We start from the raw sequence: 21,421 nt of genomic DNA, 5'->3' as shown, positions 1-21,421 counted from the left end.
CATGCTCAAGCTGATTCTTGGCGGCGCCCGATCGGGCAAGAGCCGCCTGGCCGAACAATACGCCGTCGACAGCGCGCTGGCGGTGACCTATATCGCCACCAGCGAGCCGCTGGACGGTGAAATGAATGCCCGCGTGCAACTGCACCGTGCGCGTCGCCCTGCCGAGTGGGCGCTGATCGAGGAGCCGCTGGCGCTGGCGCAGGTGCTGCGCGAAACCGCCGCGCCCGAGCGTTGCCTGCTGGTGGACTGCCTGACCCTGTGGCTGACCAACCTGCTGATGCTCGAAGACCCCGAGCGCCTGGCCGCCGAGCGCGATGCACTGCTGGACTGCCTGGCGCAGTTGCCGGGTGAAATCATCCTGGTCAGCAACGAGACCGGCCTGGGCGTGGTGCCCATGGGCGAGCTGACCCGTCGTTACGTCGATGAAGCCGGCTGGCTGCATCAGGCCATTGCCGAACGTTGCCAGCACGTGGTGCTGACCGTTGCCGGCCTGCCACTTACGCTCAAGGGAGCCTGAACATGAGTCAAAACTGGTGGCAGAACGCGTGTCAGCCGATCAACCTGGCTGTGCGCGAACAGGCGCTGGAGCGCCAGCGCGAGCTGACCAAGCCAGCCGGCTCACTGGGCCGGCTGGAGCAGGTTGCGGTGGAGCTGGCCGGCTTGCAGGGCAAGCTCAAGCCTGGCGTGCGGCAGGTATGGATCGCGATTTTCGCGGGCGATCACGGCGTGGTGGCCGAGGGGGTTTCGGCCTATCCGCAGGTGGTCACGCGGCAGATGCTGCAGAACTTCGTCGGCGGCGGCGCAGCCATCAGCGTGCTGGCGCGCCAGTTGGGTGCGCAGCTGGAGGTGGTCGACCTGGGGACGGTCGACCTGACCCTTGAACTTGCCGGTGTACGCCATCTGCGCATCGGGGCGGGCACCGCCAACTTCGCCCAGGTGCCGGCAATGACCACCGAGCAGGGGCGCCTGGCGCTGCAGGCCGGGCGCGAGAGCGCCTTGCGTGCGCGTGATGCCGGGGCGCAACTGTTCATCGGCGGCGAAATGGGCATCGGCAACACGGCCTCTGCCAGTGCGGTGGCCAGTGCATTGCTCAAATGCACCCCTGGCGAGCTGACCGGCCCCGGCACTGGCCTGAATGCTGCCGGTGTCGAACACAAGACCCGCGTGATCGAACGCGCGCTGCTCACCCACGCGGCGCTGGCCGACGACCCATTGGAGCAGCTGTTGTGCTTTGGCGGCTTCGAGATTGCCGCGCTGGTGGGGGCGTACCTGGCGTGCGCGCAGCAAGGCATCGTGGTGCTGGTGGACGGTTTTATCTGCACCGTGGCGGCGCTGGTTGCAACGCGCATCAACCCCGGTTGCCGGGCCTGGCTGCTGTTCGGTCATCGCGGCGCCGAGCCCGGGCACCAGCGGGTGCTCGAAGCGTTGCAGGCGCAACCGCTGCTGGAGCTGGGCCTGCGCCTGGGCGAGGGCAGCGGGGCGGCGCTGGCGGTACCGCTGCTGCGCATGGCCTGCGACCTGCACGGGCAGATGGCGACCTTCGCCGAGGCGGCGGTAGCGGACCGCGATACATGATCGTCGACCTGCTGCGTCATGGTGAAACCGAACTGGGCGGTGGGCTGCGCGGCAGCCTGGACGACGCGCTGACCGAACTTGGCTGGGCGCAGATGCGTGCGGCTGTGGTCGAGGGCGGGCCGTGGACGCGGATCATCAGCTCGCCGCTGCAGCGCTGCGCGCGATTTGCCGAAGAACTTGCCGGCCAAGTGGGCGTGCCCATGCAACTGGAGGCCGGCCTGCAGGAGCTGCACTTCGGCGACTGGGAGGGGCGCAGCACCGCTGACCTCATGCTTACCGACGAACAGGGCCTGGGGCTGTTCTGGGCCGACCCTTATGCCTTCACGCCGCCGGGTGGCGAGCCGGTCACGGCGTTTGCCGAGCGGGTGCTGGCGGCCATGGCGCGGGCGTATCAGGCCCACGCCGGCGAGCGCGTGCTGCTGGTGACCCACGGCGGCGTGATGCGCCTGCTGCTGGCCTGTGCCCGCGGCCTGCCGCGCGAGCAGCTGCTGCAGGTGGTGGTCGGGCACGGCGCGGTGCACCGTCTGCATTGCGCGGCCGACGGTCGTTTCACGGAAGCCGCCTGATGCAGGCGTTCTGGATTGCCCTGCAGTTTCTCAGCAGCCTGCCGGTGCGCCTGGCGGGCATGCCCGCGCCCGAGCAGATGGGGCGCTCCCTGCTGTGCTACCCGCTGGTGGGGCTGTTGTTCGGCGGGGTGCTGTGGGCGGCTAGCGCGCTGCTGGCGGGCAGCCCGTCGATGCTGCAGGCGGCCCTGCTGCTGTGCATCTGGGTGTGGTTGAGCGGTGCGTTGCACCTGGATGGCCTGGCCGACAGCGCCGATGCCTGGCTGGGCGGGTTCGGCGATCGCGAACGCACCCTGACGATCATGAAGGACCCGCGCAGCGGTCCGATTGCGGTGGTGACGCTGGTACTGGTGCTGCTGCTCAAGTTCTGCGCGTTGCTCGCGCTGGTCGACAGCGGGCAGGCGGTGGGCCTGCTGCTGGCACCGGTACTGGGGCGGGCGGCGATGCTGGGGTTGTTCCTGTGCACGCCGTATGTGCGCGCAGGCGGCCTGGGACAGGCGCTGGCCGAGCATCTGCCGCGTGGCGAAGCCAAGGCCGTGTTGCTGGCGACCGGTTTGGGGTGCCTGGTGCTGGCGGGATGGAACGGTATCCTGGCCGTGGGCGTGGCGCTGCTGGTGTTCGCGCTGCTGCGCCAGGTGATGCTCAAGCGCCTGGGGGGCACCACCGGGGATACAGCAGGGGCGTTGCTGGAGCTGCTGGAGCTGGCGGTGGTGGTAAGCCTGGCACTCTGAAGGGGCTGTCAGGAGCTCTTCGCTGCGGTCATGAATCCGTAGTGTTTTGCAACTGAATGCAGCACGTGGTCAGCCTTCGCAAGCGCTAGCCTTACGTCCCTCTGTCTTTGCGGGGTGCCCCGATGCGCAACCAACTGCTGGCCTGCCTTATCGCCTGTTCGTCCCTGCCGGCCCACGCCGCCGACCTGATCGACTTCTGGAACACGCCGCGCCATGGCGGCAACAGCTTCAACCGCCTGCCGCCCGACCAGGCCTATTTCGAGGCGCTGCACGGCTACGGGGCGAGCTGGGTGCGGTTGTCCTATGACAAGTGGCAAGCGGCGCAGCGTGATTTTCTGCTCGGTAATGCCGATACCTACCAAGGGCTGCCGGCCGCCGACCTTGCCACGCTCAAGGCCACCCTGGACCGCGCGCACGCCGCAGGCCTCAAGGTCGTTATCACGCCCCTCTCACTGCCCGGCATGCGCTGGGCACAGAACAACGCCGGCCAGTTCGATGACCGGCTCTGGCAGGACAAGGCCTACTGGGCCCAGGCCGCCGACTTCTGGCGTGACCTGGCGCGGGCGCTCAAGGACCATCCTGCCGTGGCGGCCTACAACCTGATCAACGAACCGGCGCCCGAGAAACTCGGCGGCCTGGCCGAGCACGCCAGCGCCGAGCAGATGCGCGCCTGGTACCGACAGCAGCAGGGCAGCACCCGCGACCTGCCGGCGCTGTATCGCCAGTTGGTGGCGTCGATACGCGAAGTCGATCCACTTACCCCGATCATGCTCGATGCCGGCTGGTACGCCGCGGCCGATGCCTTCGAGTACTGGCCTGGCGCGCTCGACGACCAGCGCCTGCTCTACAGCTTTCACATGTACGAACCCTACGCGGCCACCAGCGCGCCCAACCTGGAGCGCGCCACGCCCTATGCCTACCCTGGGCCCGCGCCCTTTGGCGGCAGCGTTGCGCAATGGAACAAGGCCCGGGTGCAGCAGTATCTGCAGCGCCCGCTGGACTGGGCCGGCAGGCACGCGGTGCCGGCCAATCGCCTGGTGGCCGGCGAGTTCGGCTGCATGCGCCGCTGGGCGGGCTGTACCGCCTATCTGGAGGATGTACTGGGCACCCTAGATCGCCAGCAGGTGCACTGGGCCTTCTACAGTTTTCGCGAAGACAGTTGGGACGGGATGGACTACGAGCTGGGCAGCGCCAAAGTGCCGTGGGCTTATTGGCAGGCGATCGAAAAGGGCCTGCCGGACCCGCTCAAGCGCACGCCCTCCAGCCTGTTGGAACCGATTCGAAAACGCCTTGCCCTCAATGGCGTACCCCACTGAACGCTTGCATCCTGGAAACTCCGGGTATATACACGCATCTATGTTGAAGAGCCATTGCATCTGTACTCATCTGCGCCGGGCCGCCCGTGGGGTCAGCCGGCACTATGACGAAGCCCTTGTGGGCTTCGGCATCAATGTCGCCCAGTTTTCCCTGCTGCGGCATCTGCAGCGTCTCGATCAGCCCAGCATCTCGGTGCTGGCCGAGTCCATGGGCCTGGATCGCAGCACGCTGGGTCGCAACGTGCGGGTGTTGGAAGCCGACGGCCTGGTGGCGTTGGCCGAAGGTGTCGACTTGCGCAACCGCATCGTACTGCTGACGGAGAAAGGCCTGGCGCGCCTGGTGGCCGCCACGCCTGCCTGGGAGCAGGCCCAGGATGCCCTGGTGAGCAACCTGGGCGAAGGGCAGCGCGATGAACTGGTGCGCCTGTTGGAACAGTTGGCTTGAGCGTATTACACCAATAAGCGGGTATATACCCGTGTAACCTTGCGGCGGTCTGGGAGAACAAGAATGACATCGGTATGGCGCACGAGCGGTTGGGTGCTGTTGGGGGCGGCGCTGATCCTGGCATTGTCGCTGGGGGTGCGGCATGGCTTCGGCCTGTTCCTGGCGCCGATGAGCGCCGAATTCGGCTGGGGGCGCGAAGTGTTCGCCTTCGCCATCGCCTTGCAGAACCTGATCTGGGGCCTGGCCCAGCCGTTTGCCGGTGCCCTGGCCGATCGCCTGGGCGCGGCCAAGGTGGTGATCATCGGCGGCATTCTCTACGCCGTGGGGCTGGTGATGATGGGCATGGCGGACTCGGCGTGGTCACTGTCGCTCAGTGCCGGGCTGCTGATCGGCATCGGCCTGTCGGGCACCTCGTTCTCGGTGATCCTGGGTGTGGTAGGACGTGCCGTGCCGGCAGACAAGCGCAGCATGGCCATGGGCATCGCCAGCGCCGCAGGCTCCTTCGGCCAGTTCGCCATGCTGCCGGGCACCCTGGGCCTGATCGGCTGGCTGGGCTGGTCGGCGGCATTGCTGGTGCTGGGCCTGCTGGTGGCCTTCATCGTGCCGCTGGTGGGCATGCTGCGCGATAACCCGCTGCCCAGCCAGGGGCACGAACAGACCCTGATGCAGGCGCTGCGCGAAGCCTGTTCGCACTCGGGCTTCTGGTTGCTGGCGCTGGGCTTTTTCGTGTGCGGTTTCCAGGTGGTGTTCATCGGCGTGCACCTGCCGGCCTACCTGGTCGACCAGCACCTGCCGGCCACCATCGGCACCACGGTGCTGGCACTGGTCGGGCTGTTCAATATCGTCGGCACCTACACCGCCGGCTGGCTGGGCGGGCGCATGTCCAAGCCGCGTCTGTTGACCACCCTGTACCTGCTGCGGGCGGTGGTGATCGTGCTGTTCCTGTGGGCGCCGGTGACCCAGTTCAGCGCCTACCTGTTCGGTATCGCCATGGGCCTGCTGTGGCTGTCGACGGTGCCGCTGACCAACGGCACCGTCGCCACCCTGTTCGGGGTGCGCAACCTGTCCATGTTGGGCGGCATCGTCTTTCTGTTCCATCAGTTGGGCGCATTCCTGGGCGGCTGGCTGGGCGGTGTGGTGTACGACCGTACCGGCAACTATGACCTGGTGTGGCAGATCTCGATCCTGCTCAGCCTGCTGGCTGCCGCGCTCAACTGGCCGGTGCGCGAGCGCCCGGTGGCGCGGCTGCAGGCGCGGCCGGAGGCGGCATGACCGCGCGCCTGGTAGCGTTGGTGCTGGCTGGCCTGGTGCTGGCGCTGGTGTGGTGGGGCTGGCACCAGGGCGGTCTGGCGCTGATGCAGTTGGGCATGGGCGTGTGCTAGGCGTAAGCTGAACCCCTGCACTCAGGCAAGGGAGACGCACCATGTACGCACGCTGGCTGTTGGTACCGCTATTGATACTGGCTGGTTCGGGGGCCGTGCTGGCCGCCGACTGCCCGGCCTTGCTGCAGGGCGAGTTGCCCAAGCTGCGCGCCAAGGAACAGGTGAACCTGTGCGAGCGCTTCGCCGGCAAGCCGCTGGTGGTGATCAACACCGCCAGCTATTGCGGCTTCGCGCCGCAATTCGAAGGGCTCGAGAGCACCTACAAGGCTTATCACGGGCAGGGCCTGGAAATGCTCGGGGTGCCGTCCAACGACTTCAAGCAGGAAGACGCCGACAGCGAGAAGACCGCCAAGGTGTGCTATGCCAACTACGGCGTGACCTTCACCATGACCGAGCCACAGAAGGTGCGCGGCGACGACGCCACGCCGCTGTTTCGCGAGCTGGCCAGGCAGAGCAATGCGCCCAGGTGGAATTTCTACAAGTATGTGGTCGATCGTCAGGGCAAGGTGGTGGCCAGCTTCTCCAGCCTGACCAAGCCGGACGATCCAGCGTTCAGGGCTGCCATCGAGAAGGCCATCGCCTCGCAGCCCTGAGGCGGGCTCAGGCCTTGCCCGGGTGGACGGTCCAGGCCACCAGCTTGAGCACGATTGGCCGTACCACCAGCACGCAGGCGAAGGCCACCGGCATGGCCAGCTGGTAGGCCTTGAGCACATTGGCCAGGTAATGCTCGCCGACCCCGCTGTTGGCGGCGGTGATCACGAAGCACATCAGCAGCGCCATGATCGATGACATGTAGAACGCGAATACGTAGGGGGTGGCGCGTACGCCGAGTTTCAGGCGTGGGCGAGGGCGGGTCTGGCTGGTCATGCAGGCTCCTGAGGGTAGGGGAGGCGCCAGACTAGCAGGCTGCCAGGGTACGAGGTAGACGACGCCAGCTTAGGTCTTTATAAAGAGAACCTTACGAATCCTGGAGTTTGGCCGTGAACCTGTTGGGCTCGATACGCAGTTTCATCAAGGTGGTCGAGGCTGGCAGCATCGCCGGTGGGGCCCGCACCCTGGGCTTGAGCGCCGCCGCAGTGAGCCAGAACATCGCGCGCCTGGAAGCCCATCTGCAAGTGCGCCTGCTGGCCCGCACCACCCGCAGCATGGCGTTGACGCCCAATGGTCGCGCCTATTACGACAAGGTCAGGCATGTGGAGCGTGATCTGGAGCTGGCGCAGCTGGCCGTCACGGCCGATGACGGCGAACCCCAGGGCCGGTTGTGCATCTCCTCTTCTTCGGCCTTCGCGCGCTATGTGCTGGCGCCACTGATGCCGGCATTCAACCTGCGCTATCCGCAGCTTTCAATTGAATTGCTTACGAGCGACCGGCGTGTGGACCACGCGCGCGAGTCGATTGACGTGAGTGTGCGCATCACCCCCCAGCTGGAAGACGGCCTGCTGGCGCGGCACGTTGCCCAGATCCCGTTCATCTGTTGCGCAGCGCCTGCCTACCTGGAGCGTGCCGGCCGGCCCGGCACCCCGGAAGCCTTGAAGGGGCATCGCTGCCTGGTGTTCCGTTACCCGGTGGACGGCCGCTTTCTGCGGTGGGGCTTTGTGCGTGACGGCCTGCGTTTCGATGCCGAGTTCGGGGATGTGTCGATCAGCGATGACATCGACGTGCTGGCGCAGATGGCGGTGATGGGGGGGGGGATCGTGCGCCTGGCCGAGTTCGTGGCGCGGCCTTACCTGGAGAACGGGCAACTGGTGCCGCTGTTCGAATATGCCCAACCCCACCAGGCCTATGCACAGACCTCGCCAATGGACATCTACCTGTGCGTGGCCGACCGCTCGGCGCTGACGCCCAAGGTGCGAGCCTTCATGGCGTATGTGGAGGACTGCCTGGCGCAGGCCTGGCGCGTGCGCGCGCGGGCATAAAAAAACCGCCTTTGGAAGGCGGTTTTTTCATGCAACAGCGATCAGAAGCGGTAGGTCAGCGAAGCACCCAGGCCGTGTGCACTGTTTTCGTACTTGGCGTTGTACGAGCCCTTGAACGAAGGGTCGGTGATGGCGGTGCTCTGGTGAATCTTGACGTCTTCTTCCATCAGGTACGAGTAGGCCACGTCGATGGTCATGTCGTCGCTCGGGTTCCAGCCGGCGCCCAGGCTGAACACCTTGCGGTCGCCGGTTGGGATGCGTGGCGAACGGTTCTGGTTGTTGGCTGGCGACTGGTCGACGGAGAAGCCGGCGCGCAGGGTCCATTCCTTGTTCAGCTTGTAGGCAGCGCCGATGGCGTGGGCCCAGGTGTCGTGCCAGTTCTGTTCTTCGGCGATCTGGCCCAGTGCCGGTGCCAGTGGCCCGGTGCCCTCGTTGTTGACCACGATGGACTCCAGGCGGCTCCAGCGGGTCCAGGTGCTGCCCGCGTACAGGGTCCAGTTGTCATCCAGTTCGTGGGTGACCGAGAAGTCGACCGACTCGGGGGTCTTGATCTTCAGCGAGGCGTCGAACTTGCTGCCGCTGAACGGGCCGAAGCCCGGGCCGCTGATCTTGGTGTCGCCCTTGAGCTTGTAGTCGACCATCGAGTGGTAGGTCAGGCCGACGCGGGTTCTGTCGGTGGCCTGCACCATCACGCCGATGTTGTAGCCGACGGCGGTGTCGTCACCGGTGATCTTGACCTTGCCGTCGTTGCTGCCTGGGGTGGCGCGGTTCAGCGCGGCGGACTCCAGGGTGCCGTCGATACGGTTGATGGTCGGGCCGAAACCGATCGAGACCTTGTCGTTGAAGGCGTAGCTGATGGTCGGTTGCAGGGTCACGACCTGAACTTCGCTCTTGCTGCCGAAGTAGCGGCCGGCAAAGCCGTGCTCGTAGTCGGTGATCAGGCCGAAAGGCACGTAGACCCCGAAGCCGAATGCCCAGTGGTCATCGATCGGCTTGACGTAGTAGCCCATCGGTACGCCAACCACGGGGACCATGTCGCCGTCGTTGCTGCCGCCGAAGGTGCCGCTGCCCTTGATGTCGGACTTGGCAATGATGGCCGCGCCGCCGACGGTCACTTGTTCGCGTTTGAGGCGGGACATGCCGGCAGGGTTGCCAAACACGGTGCTGGCGTCATCGGCAGAAGAAGAACGACCCGCGAAACCTGTGCCCATGCCGCTGATGCTTTGCTCGTTGAGGGCAAAACCGCTGGCGAAGAGTTGAGTTGATGCGAAAGCGACAGCGAGGCCGAGTGAGGATTTGAGTATTACTTTTTTCATTATTAGAACTCCATGGGATCACCGGAGCGCAAAGTATCAATAATTTTGGACGTGCGCTATAGGCTCTAAATCAGGAGATACCGCGTTTTTGTAGGACAATCCGACCAGATTCGCTGATTTTATCCGGTTGTTTGAAAATGGTTCTCAGCAGGCCTGGAGTGCCGGTTTGCCGACGCATGCCTGCCAGGCCTGGGTGAAGTCGCGTAAACGGGCGTGGGGCTGGAATGTTTGACGCCAGATTCTTGCGAGACCTAGCAGGTCGTCGGATTCTGGTAGCGGCAGCGCCTTTTCTTCGACCAGCATCCAGGCGATGGCAGTGGCGTAGCGCAGGTTGACGGTCAGTTCCAGGTGCGGGCCGCTGAGGAACGCGTGCTGGCTGGCGAGGCCGCGGACCAGGCTGGCCAGTTCGGGGTCGTGGGCCAGGAACTGGTCCCAGATCGATTGGTGGCGCAGTTCGCCGATGCGGTACAGGCCGTGGCCACGGCGGTCGTGCAGGGCCGAACCCATGCCCGACTGGCTGGCTGCGATGCCCAGCAGCAGGGCTTCGGCGCTGGGGCAGTAGCGGCCCAGGTACAACAGGGTGGGGCGGATGACGAATTCACTCAACTCGCTCGCGGCGATAGCCATAATGCCCTCGAACTTCGTAAATGGCCGGCGGGACGCTGGTGCTTGGCAGCAGGTGGGTCGGGGTCAGGCCCGCCGGAAGCGGGCAAGGCCGCTTGAGTTGAAGTGTAGTGTCATATCTATGCTGTAAAGGACTGTTTTTAAATCGATTGTGGTGGCTTGGCATAACCCATATGACGCTTGGGTATTAGGCCGTGGGGGTTAAAGCGCTTTCGGTGGTTGGGGTTTGGCCAATGAATCCGGGCCTTGCAGAGGGCAGGTCGAGCGCGGCGGTCACTGAATTTCAGGCATAAAAAAGCCCCGCCAACCGGCAGGGCTTCTTGCGTCTCAGACGACCATCAGGCAACCAGTGCCTGGCGAGTCCGGTCAATCACCGCTTGCAGCGGCTCAGCACTCTCGTACTGCTCCGGATACAGACGCTCGCTGTGACGAGCAATGCCGTGTTCATTGACCAGGGTAAAGCTGAAGCTGCCCTTGCGCGCCGCATGGATCATGCAGTTCAACGGGGCAAATGCCTGGCTAAGGGTGCGAATGGCAGCCTGAGTATGGATGGATGTATTCATAGTTATTAGATGTTCCTGCAAAAGACACAGCATAAGAGCCGTGTTCATATAAAACGTTCCAGTAACGCAAAGCTTTAGGGCTAGAGCGAAGAACCTGACTGGAACAGGGCAGCCAGAGGTAAGCGCATTGATTAGGTGGCGCCAGGGCTGACTGGTAGGTACTAGGAAGACAGGCAACACGTCAGGGCTAAGGTTCTGCGCCGCTGTGTGAAGATCCTGTTCAATCTGCAGGGTGACTCGCCAAGAGTAGGTAATGGTTACCTGGGAGTCATCAAGTGGGCCGGTCCTGGTTTCAACAGGTGCTGTTCCGTTGTCGGATCAGGACGCTGCAAGGACTGCTTTGGCCAGAATTGAGTTTCAGCTTGGTACTAACGCCGGCAACACTACAGCAGTTTCCAGGTTGTGGCAACCCTTTGTGCTTTTCGTGCGCCAAGCCGGCCATTATCTCGATTTCAGGCTGTTCTGTGAAGAGGGCCCCAGGAGGCACCACCGCGCGTGCGGAGCATTTTTGTGCAATGCCGTGCCTCGCTTTGGGGCACCTGTCCACACCTGTAACACCTCTTGTCAATGTGGCGCTACACCGCGGCAGGGCCCTGGCGATGACCAGTTCGAAAGTACAAGTCAATGAAAAAAAACACTTTTTTTAGCTGGTGAAAAAATCGTCAGTTTGAGCGCGGGCCCCATTCTACCGGGGTTTGCGGGGTGTAGGAGGGGGTTGTCCACCGAGTTATCCACAGCTTCTGTGGATTGTCATGCGGGTCTGCTCTAGGACGCGGGTGCCAGCAATGCAGGAAGTGTCTGACAATTTTCGCGGCGCATTTCGGCTCGCGCGAAATGTCTACTGACGTGTCAAAAAAAAACATCGCCTGACGGAAAAAAAGCCTCGAATTCCCTCGGGCCATGCACGAGAAAATCCGGTAGAGTGGCGCGCCTCTCGAGTTGCCTTCGCCGTTTTTTATGAAGTTTCGCAGCAAAACCCCAAGCCCCACTGCCCAACCCCCCGTTGCCGAGCCCCGACGTTTTTCGTTGAAGGTGGCCCTGTGGCTGCTCGACAGCCCGCGCCTGGGCGACAACCCCAACGTCAAGCACTTCGCCGGGCGCCTGCTCAAGCAACCGGCACGCCAGGGTGTGGTGGTGGCGCAGAGCCGGCTGGGGCAGATGCTGTGCCGCGATTGCGGCAACGCCCGTGACCGGCGCATCGGCCACGAGCTGCTGCGCCAGGCTGCCCGGGCCGGTGACCGCAGGGCACAGCTCGAATACGGCCGTCTGTGCACCCAGCCCCAGGTCAACGAGCCGGAGCAGGCACGTTACTGGCTGGAACAAGCTGCCGCGCAGGGCTCCAAAGAAGCCGTGCGGCTGCTCGGGCAACTCACGAGCCACTGATCGACCGCCCGGGGCTGTTAAGCTCTGGAGGATTTCCCTGGGGGTGAGCATGCTGTCTATGGCTGCAATGGATCTGACCAGCATCGTGCTGGGAATGGTGGTGGCGGCTTTGCCCGCTGTGGTGGTGCTGGTGCGTCTGCAACGTCAGTTGGCTGACAGGCAGGCCGCCGCCGCACTGGCCGAGGAGCGCCTGAGCAGTGCGCTGTTGGCCCAGGAGGGCCTGAGCGCGCAACTCGACGCCAGCCGTGACGAAATCAGCGACCTGGGCCAGGCCAATGCCGCCAAGCAGGCCAGCCTGGCCGCTCAGGGCCGCGAGCTGGAGTTGCTGCAGATCGAGCGCGACAACGCACGCGATGCCGCCCATGCCTGGAACCTTGAACGCAACGCCCGTGAAGCCGAGCTGCGCCGCCTCGAAGCGCGCTGCGCCGGCCTTGCCGCCGAACTGCGCGAGCAGCAGGACAGCCACCAGCAGCGCCTGAACGATCTGCAGGGCTCGCGCGACGAGCTGCGTGCACAGTTTGCCGAAATGGCGACGAAGATTTTCGACGAGCGCGAGCAGCGTTTCGCCCAGACCAGCCAGCAGCACCTGGGGCAACTGCTCGACCCGCTCAAGGAGCGTATCCAGTCGTTCGAGAAGCGCGTCGAGGAAAGCTACCAGCAGGAAGCCCGCGAGCGCTTTTCGCTGGGCAAGGAACTCGAGCGCCTGCAACAGTTGAACCAGCGCTTGAGCGACGAGGCCACCAACCTGACCCAGGCACTCAAGGGCCAGAAGACCCAGGGCAACTGGGGCGAGTTGATTCTGGAGCGGGTGCTGGAACATGCGGGGCTCGAAAAGGGCCGCGAATACCAGACCCAGGTCAGCCTCAAGAGCGCCGATGGCGAGCGTTTCCAGCCCGACGTGCTGATCATGCTGCCCGGCGACAAGCAGGTGGTGGTCGACTCCAAGGTCAGCCTCACGGCCTACCAGCAATATGTAAACGCCAGTGAAACCGACGTGGCCCAGGCTGCGCTCAAGCAGCATGTGCTGTCGCTGCGCAACCATGTCAAAGGCCTCTCGGGCAAGGACTACAATCGCCTTGAAGGCCTGCACAGCCTGGATTTCGTGCTGTTGTTCGTGCCCATCGAGGCGGCGTTTTCGGCGGCGCTGCAGGCCGAGCCCAACCTGTTCCAGGAGGCCTTCGACCGCCAGATCGTGATCGTCAGCCCGACCACGTTGCTCGCCACCCTGCGGGTCATCGACAGCCTGTGGAAACAGGAGCGCCAGAGCCAGAACGCCCGCGAGATCGCCGAGCGCGCCGGCTGGCTGTACGACAAGTTCGTGTTGTTCATCCAGGACCTGGACGAGCTGGGCAACCGCCTGCAGCAGGTCGACAAGGCCTATGCCGCAGCGCGCAACAAGCTCTGCGAGGGGCGCGGCAACCTGATCAGTCGCAGCGAGCAGCTCAAGCTGCTCGGCGCGCGGGCCAGCAAGAGCCTGCCGGCCGACCTGCTGGAACGCGCCATGGGCGGCACCGACAACCTTGCCGAAGGCCTTACTGCACCAGGCTCAGATGACGATTGAGCAGGGCGCGCAGGGCCGCCGGCTTGACCGGCTTGCTCAGGTAGTCGAGGCCGGCGGCATGTACCCGCGCCACGGTCTCGCCGTGGCCGTCGGCACTGATCACCACCCCCGGCACCGGCTCGCCCAGGCGCGTGCGTAGCCAGGCCATCAGTTCGGTACCGATTTCGCCGTTGTCCAGGTGGTAGTCCACCAGCGCCAGATGCGGGCGCAGGCCCTTGTCGAGCAGGGCGGCGCATTCCTCGCGGTTGCGCGCCGTCGACACCAGGCAACCCCAGCGGCTGAGCAGGCTGTTCATGCCGATCAGGATGCTGTCTTCGTTGTCCACGCACAGCACCTGCAACCCCGCCAGCGGCTGGCCGGCCTGTTCGGCTGGCTTGGCCTGGGCCGGGCTCGCGGCGCTGGCCAGCGGTACGCTGACGCGGAACACGCTGCCCTTGCCGGGCGATGAGCGCACCTCCAGCGGGTGGCCGAGCACCTTGCACAGGCCGTCGGCGATCGCCAGGCCCAGGCCCAGGCCTTTTTCGGCGCGGGTCTGGTGGCTGTCCAGGCGCTTGAATTCCTCGAAGATCACCTGCAGCTTGTCGTCGGCAATGCCCGGGCCGCGGTCCCATACTTCCAGCCACAGGCGGTCCCCGGCGCGGCGCACGCCCAGCAGGATCGGGCTCTTGCCATAGCGGAAGGCGTTGGTGAGGAAGTTCTGCAGGATACGCCGCAGCAGCTTGACGTCGCTATGCACCCGCAGCTTGCTGCCACGCACGCGAAAATCCAGGCCCTGCTGCTGGGCCAGTACCTTGAACTCGGCACCCAGGGCGTCGAACAGTTCGCTGAGGGCGAACGGCTTGGCGTCCGGGTTGATCTTGCCGTTCTCCAGGCGCGAGATGTCCAGCAGGTCGCTGATCAGCTCTTCGGCCGAACGCAGGGCGCTGTCCATGTGCTGCACCAGTTGCTGGGCGTCGCCCGACAGGCCCTCTTCCTGGTGCGACAACGCGGCGGAGAACAGCCGTGCGGCGTTCAGCGGCTGCATCAGGTCGTGGCTCACGGCCGCCAGGAAGCGGGTCTTGGACTTGTTGGCCGCTTCGGCATGGCTCTTGGCCTCGGTCAGCGCCAGGTTCAGTTGCGACAGCTCGTGGGTTCGCTCGGCCACGCGCTGCTCCAGGCCTTCGTTGGCGTCCTTGAGGGCCTGCTCGGCCTCGCGGAAGGGGGTGATGTCGGTAAAGCTCATCACGAACCCGCCGCCGGGCATGGGGTTGCCGATCAGCTCGATCACCCGGCCATTGGGGAACAGCCGCTCGGAGGTGTGCGCGCGCCCCTGACGCATCCAGTGCAGGCGCCGCGCCACATGCACCTGGGCCTCGCCCGGGCCGCACAGGCCGCGTTCGGCGTTGTAGCGGATGATGTCGGCAATCGGCCGGCCGACACTGATCAGCCCGTCGGGGTAGTTGAACAGTTCCAGGTAGCGACGGTTCCAGGCCACCAGGCGCAGCGACTGGTCGACCACGCTGATGCCCTGGCTGATGTTCTCGATGGCCCCTTGCAGCAGGGCGCGGTTGAACTGCAGCACCTCGGAGGCTTCATCGGCGATGCGTACCACGTCCTCCAGCTGCATGTCGCGGCCTTCGATGGCCGCCTTGACCACGGCGCGGGTCGAGGAGGTGCCGAGCACGCCGGACAGCAGGCGCTCGGTGTGCTCGATCCATTCGCCGTCGGCGTTCTGGTTGGGGTTGAAGCCCTTGCCCTGGCGATAGGCGAAGCGGATGAAGCTCTGGCGCGCACGCTCTTCGCCGACGAAGCGCGCGGCCAGGTGCAGCAGGTCGTCGATCTGTACCGCCAGCAGCGAACGGCTGCTGGGCCGCGCGCTGGTTTCCTGGCCAATGAAGCGCCCGGCCTGCCAGTGCTCCGATACCCGCGTGCGCGACAGGATCGAAACCCAGGCGAACACCGTGAAGTTGCCTGCCAGCGACAGCACCACGCCCTGGGTCAGCGGAGTGATCGGCAGGTTGAGCGGGTTGCCGTGCAGCCAGGCCAGGCCCGGGAACAGCTCCAGCGACCAGCCCACGCTGTGGGCGGCAATCGGCAGTACCAGGGTGTAGAACCACAGGAAGGTGCCGGTGGCCAGGCCGGCGAACACGCCGCGGCGGTTGGCCTGCTTCCAGTACAGCGCACCGAGCATGGCCGGGGCCAGTTGGGTGACGGCGGCAAAGGCGACCTGGCCGATGGTGGCCAGGCTGGCGGTGGAGCCCAGCAGGCGGTAGCTGACGTAGGCCAGCAGCAGGATCACCACGATGGTCACCCGGCGTACCGTGAGCATCCAGTGGCGGAACACCTCGAACGGGCGCTCGGCGTTGTTGCGCCGCAGCAGCCAGGGCAGCAGCATGTCGTTGGAGACCATGGTCGACAGCGCCACGGCCTCGACGATGACCATGCCGGTGGCGGCCGAGGCGCCGCCGATGAAGGCCAGCAAGGCCAGCGCCGGGTGTGCTTCGGCCAGCGGCAGGCTGATCACGAACGAGTCCGGCAGCACCGAGTTGGGCAGCAGCATCTGCCCGGCCAGGGCAATCGGCACCACGAACAGCGCGGCGAGGATCAGGTAGGCCGGAAACACCCAGCGTGCCAGGCGCATGTCCTGCGGTTCGATGTTCTCCACCACGGTGACATGGAACTGGCGCGGCAGGCAGATGATCGCCATCATCGCCACGCCGGTCTGCACGATCATCGACGGCCAGTTGATGGTTTCCTGCCAGTAGCCGTCAAGGGCGGGCGCCAGGCGGGCCTGGCTGAACAGGTCGTCGAAGCCGTCATACAGACTGAAGGTGATGAACGCGCCCACGGCGAGAAACGCCAGCAGCTTGACCAGCGATTCGAAGGCGATGGCCAGCACCATGCCGCGGTGGTGCTCGGTCACATCCAGGCTGCGGGTACCGAACACGATGCTGAACAGCGCCAGCACCAGCGACACCACCAGCGCGGTGTCCTGCACGCGGCTGCCGGTGGCATCGGCCCCGGCACCGATCAGCAGGTTGACCCCCAGCACGATGCCCTTGAGCTGCAAGGCGATGTACGGCAGCACGCCCACCAGGCAGATCAGCGCCACCACCACCGCCAGGGTCTGGGACTTGCCATAGCGCGCGGCAATGAAGTCGGCGATGGAGGTGATGTTCTCCTGCTTGCTGATCAGCACCATCTTCTGCAGCACCCAGGGTGCAAACAGCATCAGCAGTACCGGCCCCAGGTAGATGGGCAGAAAGGCCCAGAGTTGTTCGGCGGCCTGGCCGACCGCGCCGAAGAAGGTCCAGCTGGTGCAGTACACCGCCAGCGACAGGCTGTACACCCACGCGCGCAGGCGTGGCGGCAGCGGGGTGCTGCGCCGGTCGCCGTAGAAGGCGATGGCGAACATGATGGCCATATAGGCCAGGGCGACCAGGGCGATCAGCCCGCTGGACAGCGACATGAAAACTCCGAACGAAAAAACGGTAACGGCCAACCACGATCAATCAGTCTGGCACGCCGTTCTCACTTCGTCAGCGCCGACGAAGGTCGCAGTGGCAGAGCGTCGCAGTGCTCAGTCGCGCAGGGCCAGTTCGACCAGTTCATGCAGCTGCTGCAGGCTCGGGGGCGCTTCGGCGAACAGTATGCGAAACACCGTGGGAGCCACCAGCAGGTCGAGCAGCCGTTCCACCCCGGGGCCGGCTTCGCCACGCTGTTGCGCGCGGTCCAGCAGGGTCTGCAGCTGGCCGCGCAGCAGGGTGGTGCAGTAGCCGGGGCAGGCGCTGCTGAGCACGTCGCGCATCATGTGTCGGCCGGGCTCGGAGCTCATCTCGTCCAGGTACTGCTCGGCCCAGGCCAGCAGGTCGCCGCGCAAGGTGCCGGTGTCGAGGGGTTCACTGTCGGGGTGCAGGCGCTCCACCGCCACGTCGGCCAGCAGCGCCGCCAGTTCACCCCAGCGCCGGTAGATGGTCGAGGGGGTGACGCCGGCACGTGCGGCCACCATGGGCACGGTCAGGCTCGCGCGGTCCTGCTCCTGGAGCAGGGCCCGCACGGCGCTGTGCACCGATTGCTGGACACGGGCGCTGCGACCGCCCGTGCGAATACCTTCTTTGATCGCCATGGCGCGACCTTAACACAAAGGGTTTGCGTTAAGGATTAAGGGCGCGCAGACTGCACAAAAGCTAACGGTTAGCTTTAGTGGAGAAAGCACATGATCGGATTGTTCAGCCGTCCGGCGTCGGCGCGTTTGCGGCTGGTGTACCTGGCCGTCGCGCTGCTCGGGTTTCTGGCGGCTTCGAGTGCGCCGACGCCGTTGTACCAGCTGTATCAGCATGCGTGGCAGTTTTCGCCGGCAACCCTGACCCTGGTGTTTGCGGTGTATGCCTTGAGCCTGCTGGCGGCGTTGCTGACGGTGGGGTCGCTGTCCGATTACCTGGGGCGCCGGCCGGTGATCTTCGTGTCGTTGCTGCTCGAGAGCGTGGCGATGCTGCTGTTCATCCAGGCCGAGTCGGTGCCCTGGCTGCTTGCGGCGCGGTTGCTGCAAGGCTTTGCCACCGGCATGGCCACCAGTGTGCTGGGCGCCGCGCTGCTCGATACCGACCGCGAACAGGGGCCGTTGGTCAACAGCCTGGCGCCGCTGCTGGGCATGGCCTGCGGGGCGCTGGGCACCAGCGTGCTGGTGGAGTTCGCGCCGTGGCCGCTGCGCCTTGTGTATGGGGTGCTGCTGGCGCTGTTCGTGGTGCTGGCGCTGCTGGTGTGGCGTTTGCCGGAGAGCGTCAGCCGCCAGCCGGGCGCGCTGCGCGCCCTGCGTCCGAGCCTGCTGGTGCCGCCTCAGGCGCGTGGCGCGGTGTGGCGCATGCTGCCGGTTAACATTGCGGTGTGGGCGCTTGGCGGGTTCTTCCTCTCACTGGGGCCGTCGCTGGTGCGGGAGGTGAGCGGCCTGGGCTCAAGCCTGGTCGGTGGCGCGCTGGTGGCGACCCTGACCCTCAGTGGTGCGCTGGCGATCTATCGGCTGCGCCTGCGCCCGGCACAGCAGGTGCTGGCGCTGGGCACCGGGCTGCTGGCCGGCGGGGTGGGGCTGATTCTGCTGGCGCTGTACAACGCCAGCCTGGTGCTGTTCTTCGCCGCCACGCTGGTGGCGGGCAGCGGCTTTGGTGCGGGGTTTCTGGGTGCGTTGCGCAGTACCCTGCCACTGGCCGAGGCCCATGAACGGGCGGGCTTGATGGCCACGTTCTACGTGCTGAGCTACCTGGCGTTCTGTGTGCCCGCGCTGGCGGCCGGGTTGATGGTGCGCCAGTTCGGGCTGGTGGTCACCAGCGAGGTGTATGCGCTGGTGCTGGTCGGGTTGTGCGCGGTGGCGGGGGTGTTGAACCTGCCGGCGATGCGCGGAGCGCGATCTATCTGATCTCGGTGGTGGTGTGTTTTGCGGCAAGAGCAGCGTGGATCTTTGTCGGCGCCGGCCTTCAGGCCTGGCGCCGTGCCCCCAGGCAATAGAACAGCCCCGCAAGCCCCACCGACAGCATCATCAGGTAGAACATCGCTGTCGGCATCAGGTGTGCCAGCGCAAACCCGCACAGCACCGGCCCCAGCGCTGCCCCCAGGTTGGACAGGTTCTGTGCGCCGTAATACACCCCGCGCAGGTGCTCCGGGGCAATGCTGTCGATGAACATGTATTCGGCCGGGATCACGATGATCTCGCCCAATGTGAACACCAGCATCGCCAGGCACCACACCCACAATGTCTGCGCCAGCGAGAACCCCAGCAACCCGATCACGAACAGCAGCATCCCGGCCAGCAGCCAGGGCATCAGCTGGCGACTGCCGATGCGCCGGCCGATGGCGTATTGCAGGGCGATCACCGTGATGGCGTTGGTCGCCACCAGGTAGCTGACGGTCTGGTTGGCCTGGATGGCCGATGTGGTGGTCACCAGGTACTGCGACAGGTAGGCCGTGAACTGGCCGAACACCACCGCACTGAGCGCGCCGCCCAGGGTGAAGTACACCAGGCGCCGATCGCCGAGCAGGTGCCTGCCGACCGCCAGCAGGCCCAGCGTCGGCCCGCCGAGCCCGGCGCGTGCAGCACGCTCGCCCCGGCGTTGATAGCTCAGGCACATGCCCAGCCCCAGCAATGCCGACAGCACGAACGGCAGCCGGTCATCCAATAGCACCAGCGCCACCCCCACAAAAGGCCCGACGGCATAGGCGACGTTGCTCAGGGTGTACTTGATCGAGAACACCTCGCCGCGTGCCTGCACTGGCAACAGCGCGCAGAAGCCGGCCTTGGCGGCAATGTCCACCACTGCCAGGGTGAGGTTGATCACCACCAGGCAGGCAAACAGCATCCCCAGTTGCCGGCTGGCCACGGCCACGAAGAACGCCAGGGCGAAGGCCAGGGTGGAGAACACGATCACCGTGTAGCTGCGCAGGGTGTCGATCAGGTAGCCGCCGTACAGGCTCAGCAGCGAGCCGACGATCAGTGCACCGCCGATCATCAGGCCGATGGCGCTGATGCCCAGGGCGAAGTGCTCCGACAGGTACACCACCAGGTACGGCAGGGTGATGGCCCGCGCCAGGGTCAGCACGAAGGTGGTGCACAGCAGCAGGCGAACCTCGGCGCCATAGCCCCGCAGGCTTTCGAGCATGTTCACGTCCTTGTCCGGTGAGGTCAGCCGCCAGCATACGTCAGCCTTGAAAGGCTCGCGAACGGCTTATATATAGGTAAAACAGATAACAGTTAGAGATATTACCCGTTATATCGATATTCCATAGGGTTGTAACATCGATTTCACCTCACCGGAGGACAGGAGACCGACACCATGACCTGCAGCAAGATAGCCCACCCCTTGCGCCCGCTGAGCCGCCTGGCTCACCCGCGCGAGGTGATCCGACAGTTCACCCCCAACTGGTTCGCCGCGACCATGGGCACCGGCGTGCTGGCGCTGGCGCTGCGGCAGGCGGTGCCGGGGTTGTCGGGTATGGCCGAGGCGCTGTGGCTGCTGACCATTGGCCTGTTCGTGCTGTTCAGCGTGCTCTACACCGCGCGCTGGGTGATGTTCTTCGATGAGGCGCGGCGGATTTTCGCGCATTCCACGGTCTCGATGTTTTTCGGCACCATCCCCATGGGCCTGGCGACCATTCTCAATGGGGCGCTGGTATTCGGAGTCGAGCGGTGGGGCACGGGGGTGCTGCCGTGGGTCGAGGCGTTGTGGTGGCTGGACGTGGCCCTGGCGCTGCTGTGCGGGGTGGCGATCCCTTACCTGATGTTCACCCGCCAGGAGCACAGCATCGACCAGATGACCGCGGTATGGCTGCTGCCGGTGGTGGCGGCCGAAGTGGCCGCGGCCAGCGGCGGCCTGCTGGCCCCGCACCTGACGGACGTCCATCGCCAGTTCCAGGTACTGATCACCAGCTATGTGCTGTGGGCGGTGTCGTTGCCGGTGGCGTTCAGCATCCTGACCATCCTCACCCTGCGCATGGCGCTGCACAAGCTGCCCCAGGCGAGCATGGCCGCTTCGAGCTGGCTGGCACTCGGGCCGATCGGCACCGGTGCCCTGGGCATGATGTTGCTGGGCAGTGATGCACCCGCGATCTTCGCTGCCAATGGCCTGGGCAGCCTGGGCGAGATTGCCCGCGGGCTGGGGCTGGTGGCCGGTATCGTGCTGTGGGGCGCGGGGCTGTGGTGGTTGCTCACTGCCGTGTTGATCACGCTGCGCCATCTGCGCGATGGCATGCCGTTCAACCTGGGCTGGTGGGGCTTCACCTTTCCGCTGGGGGTGTATGCCCTGGCCACGTTGAAGCTGGCGGCGTGGCTGCAGTTGGGGTTCTTCACGGTGATGGGCCACGTGCTGGTGGTGGCGCTGGCAGGGCTGTGGCTGGTGGTGGCCAGCCGTACCCTGGCGGGGGCCTGGCGTGGCGAACTGTTCGTGTCGCCGTGCATTGCGGGGTGCACGGGCAAGTGACAAGGGTGGCAGTTTCGCCGGCAAGGCCGGCTCCGGCAGGGTTTTGCTGGCGCTAGAAGGCCTTGTCGGCGAAGCGGTTCATGCAGTGGCTTGCATTTACCCG

20 protein-coding genes are annotated in these 21,421 nt (G+C 65.4%); 13 read left to right on the top strand and 7 right to left on the bottom strand.

From position 1 onward, the window contains the following. Nucleotide 1 precedes the first annotated feature (1 nt). From cobU to DN388_RS01240, 8 genes are all read left to right on the top strand, one after another. Nucleotides 2-517 carry a bifunctional adenosylcobinamide kinase/adenosylcobinamide-phosphate guanylyltransferase gene (gene cobU / locus DN388_RS01275; RefSeq protein WP_043862535.1) on the top strand — a complete coding sequence of 172 codons (516 nt, stop codon included), beginning with the start codon at nt 2-4 and terminating at the stop codon, nt 515-517. A 2-nt stretch (nt 518-519) separates the two neighbouring features. Then, nucleotides 520-1,575: a nicotinate-nucleotide--dimethylbenzimidazole phosphoribosyltransferase gene (cobT, locus tag DN388_RS01270; protein WP_104572056.1), complete on the top strand. Its 1,056-nt coding sequence runs from the start codon at nt 520-522 to the stop codon at nt 1,573-1,575. Further along, the gene (gene cobC, locus DN388_RS01265) at nt 1,572-2,141 is read left to right on the top strand and encodes an alpha-ribazole phosphatase family protein (RefSeq protein ID WP_254996474.1); all 570 of its coding nucleotides are present in this window, start codon (nt 1,572-1,574) and stop codon (nt 2,139-2,141) included. Before cobT ends, cobC begins: the two co-directional genes overlap by 4 nt. Then, entirely contained in the window at nt 2,141-2,869 is a 729-nt protein-coding gene (locus tag DN388_RS01260) for an adenosylcobinamide-GDP ribazoletransferase (RefSeq protein WP_254996472.1), read from the top strand. Before cobC ends, DN388_RS01260 begins: the two co-directional genes overlap by 1 nt. 122 nt (nt 2,870-2,991) lie before the next feature. Continuing rightward, a complete protein-coding gene (locus DN388_RS01255) occupies nt 2,992-4,185 on the top strand; it encodes a glycoside hydrolase family 5 protein (protein ID WP_254996470.1) in 1,194 nt (397 codons plus the stop codon). Between the two features lie 40 nt (nt 4,186-4,225). After that, nucleotides 4,226-4,630 carry a MarR family winged helix-turn-helix transcriptional regulator gene (locus tag DN388_RS01250; RefSeq protein WP_043862530.1) on the top strand — a complete coding sequence of 135 codons (405 nt, stop codon included), beginning with the start codon at nt 4,226-4,228 and terminating at the stop codon, nt 4,628-4,630. A gap of 63 nt (nt 4,631-4,693) precedes the next feature. After that, nucleotides 4,694-5,902, top strand: coding sequence for an MFS transporter (locus DN388_RS01245; RefSeq protein ID WP_043862529.1), 1,209 nt, complete (start codon nt 4,694-4,696; stop codon nt 5,900-5,902). Nucleotides 5,903-6,053: 151 nt separating this feature from the next. Next, the gene (locus DN388_RS01240) at nt 6,054-6,605 is read left to right on the top strand and encodes a glutathione peroxidase (RefSeq protein ID WP_043862528.1); all 552 of its coding nucleotides are present in this window, start codon (nt 6,054-6,056) and stop codon (nt 6,603-6,605) included. A 7-nt stretch (nt 6,606-6,612) separates the two neighbouring features. Here DN388_RS01240 and DN388_RS01235 read toward each other — a convergent pair whose 3' ends face one another. After that, complete coding sequence (locus DN388_RS01235) at nt 6,613-6,879, bottom strand: DUF2798 domain-containing protein (protein ID WP_043862527.1); 267 nt, start codon at nt 6,877-6,879, stop codon at nt 6,613-6,615. Between the two features lie 113 nt (nt 6,880-6,992). Between DN388_RS01235 and DN388_RS01230 the strand changes: the two genes are divergently transcribed. Next, complete coding sequence (locus tag DN388_RS01230) at nt 6,993-7,928, top strand: LysR family transcriptional regulator (protein ID WP_054914683.1); 936 nt, start codon at nt 6,993-6,995, stop codon at nt 7,926-7,928. A 41-nt stretch (nt 7,929-7,969) separates the two neighbouring features. Here the strand turns inward: DN388_RS01230 and DN388_RS01225 are convergent, their stop codons facing one another. From DN388_RS01225 to DN388_RS01215, 3 genes are all read right to left on the bottom strand, one after another. After that, nucleotides 7,970-9,244, bottom strand: coding sequence for an OmpP1/FadL family transporter (locus DN388_RS01225; protein WP_043862525.1), 1,275 nt, complete (start codon nt 9,242-9,244; stop codon nt 7,970-7,972). A gap of 144 nt (nt 9,245-9,388) precedes the next feature. Beyond that, a complete protein-coding gene (locus tag DN388_RS01220) occupies nt 9,389-9,871 on the bottom strand; it encodes a hypothetical protein (RefSeq protein WP_054914682.1) in 483 nt (160 codons plus the stop codon). 335 nt (nt 9,872-10,206) lie between these two features. Further along, complete coding sequence (locus DN388_RS01215; RefSeq protein WP_043862639.1) at nt 10,207-10,431, bottom strand: hypothetical protein; 225 nt, start codon at nt 10,429-10,431, stop codon at nt 10,207-10,209. Between the two features lie 957 nt (nt 10,432-11,388). Between DN388_RS01215 and DN388_RS01210 the strand changes: the two genes are divergently transcribed. Together DN388_RS01210 and rmuC are read left to right on the top strand one after the other, a co-directional pair. Continuing rightward, nucleotides 11,389-11,814 (top strand): tetratricopeptide repeat protein, encoded by a 426-nt coding sequence (locus DN388_RS01210; RefSeq protein ID WP_078479791.1) that lies wholly within the window; start codon nt 11,389-11,391, stop codon nt 11,812-11,814. Between the two features lie 175 nt (nt 11,815-11,989). Then, nucleotides 11,990-13,375, top strand: a complete 1,386-nt coding sequence (gene rmuC / locus DN388_RS01205; RefSeq protein WP_162484864.1) for a DNA recombination protein RmuC — start codon at nt 11,990-11,992, stop codon at nt 13,373-13,375. On the opposite strand, the gene DN388_RS01200 is transcribed toward rmuC, so the two are convergent. Next, the gene (locus DN388_RS01200) at nt 13,347-16,823 is read right to left on the bottom strand and encodes a hybrid sensor histidine kinase/response regulator (RefSeq protein ID WP_043860010.1); all 3,477 of its coding nucleotides are present in this window, start codon (nt 16,821-16,823) and stop codon (nt 13,347-13,349) included. The two genes, rmuC and DN388_RS01200, sit on opposite strands and share 29 nt — an antisense overlap. Nucleotides 16,824-16,934: 111 nt before the next feature. Then, complete coding sequence (locus tag DN388_RS01195) at nt 16,935-17,480, bottom strand: TetR/AcrR family transcriptional regulator (RefSeq protein ID WP_043860011.1); 546 nt, start codon at nt 17,478-17,480, stop codon at nt 16,935-16,937. Nucleotides 17,481-17,570: 90 nt separating this feature from the next. Between DN388_RS01195 and DN388_RS01190 the strand changes: the two genes are divergently transcribed. Then, on the top strand, nt 17,571-18,764 hold the full coding sequence (locus DN388_RS01190; protein ID WP_254996456.1) for an MFS transporter: 1,194 nt from the start codon (nt 17,571-17,573) through the stop codon (nt 18,762-18,764). A gap of 58 nt (nt 18,765-18,822) precedes the next feature. Here the strand turns inward: DN388_RS01190 and DN388_RS01185 are convergent, their stop codons facing one another. Further along, on the bottom strand, nt 18,823-20,001 hold the full coding sequence (locus DN388_RS01185) for an MFS transporter (protein ID WP_043860013.1): 1,179 nt from the start codon (nt 19,999-20,001) through the stop codon (nt 18,823-18,825). A gap of 174 nt (nt 20,002-20,175) precedes the next feature. On the opposite strand from DN388_RS01185, the gene DN388_RS01180 reads away from it, so the two are divergent. Beyond that, nucleotides 20,176-21,318, top strand: a complete 1,143-nt coding sequence (locus DN388_RS01180; protein ID WP_254996453.1) for a TDT family transporter — start codon at nt 20,176-20,178, stop codon at nt 21,316-21,318. The last annotated feature ends 103 nt before the right edge of the window (nt 21,319-21,421 follow it).

The sequence above is a fragment of the Pseudomonas sp. S12(2018) genome (assembly GCF_024355235.1).
GTDB lineage: Bacteria > Pseudomonadota > Gammaproteobacteria > Pseudomonadales > Pseudomonadaceae > Aquipseudomonas > Aquipseudomonas palmensis.
Note: the sequence above shows the minus strand (reverse complement) of the source record. Positions and strands in the feature narration are given on the sequence as shown.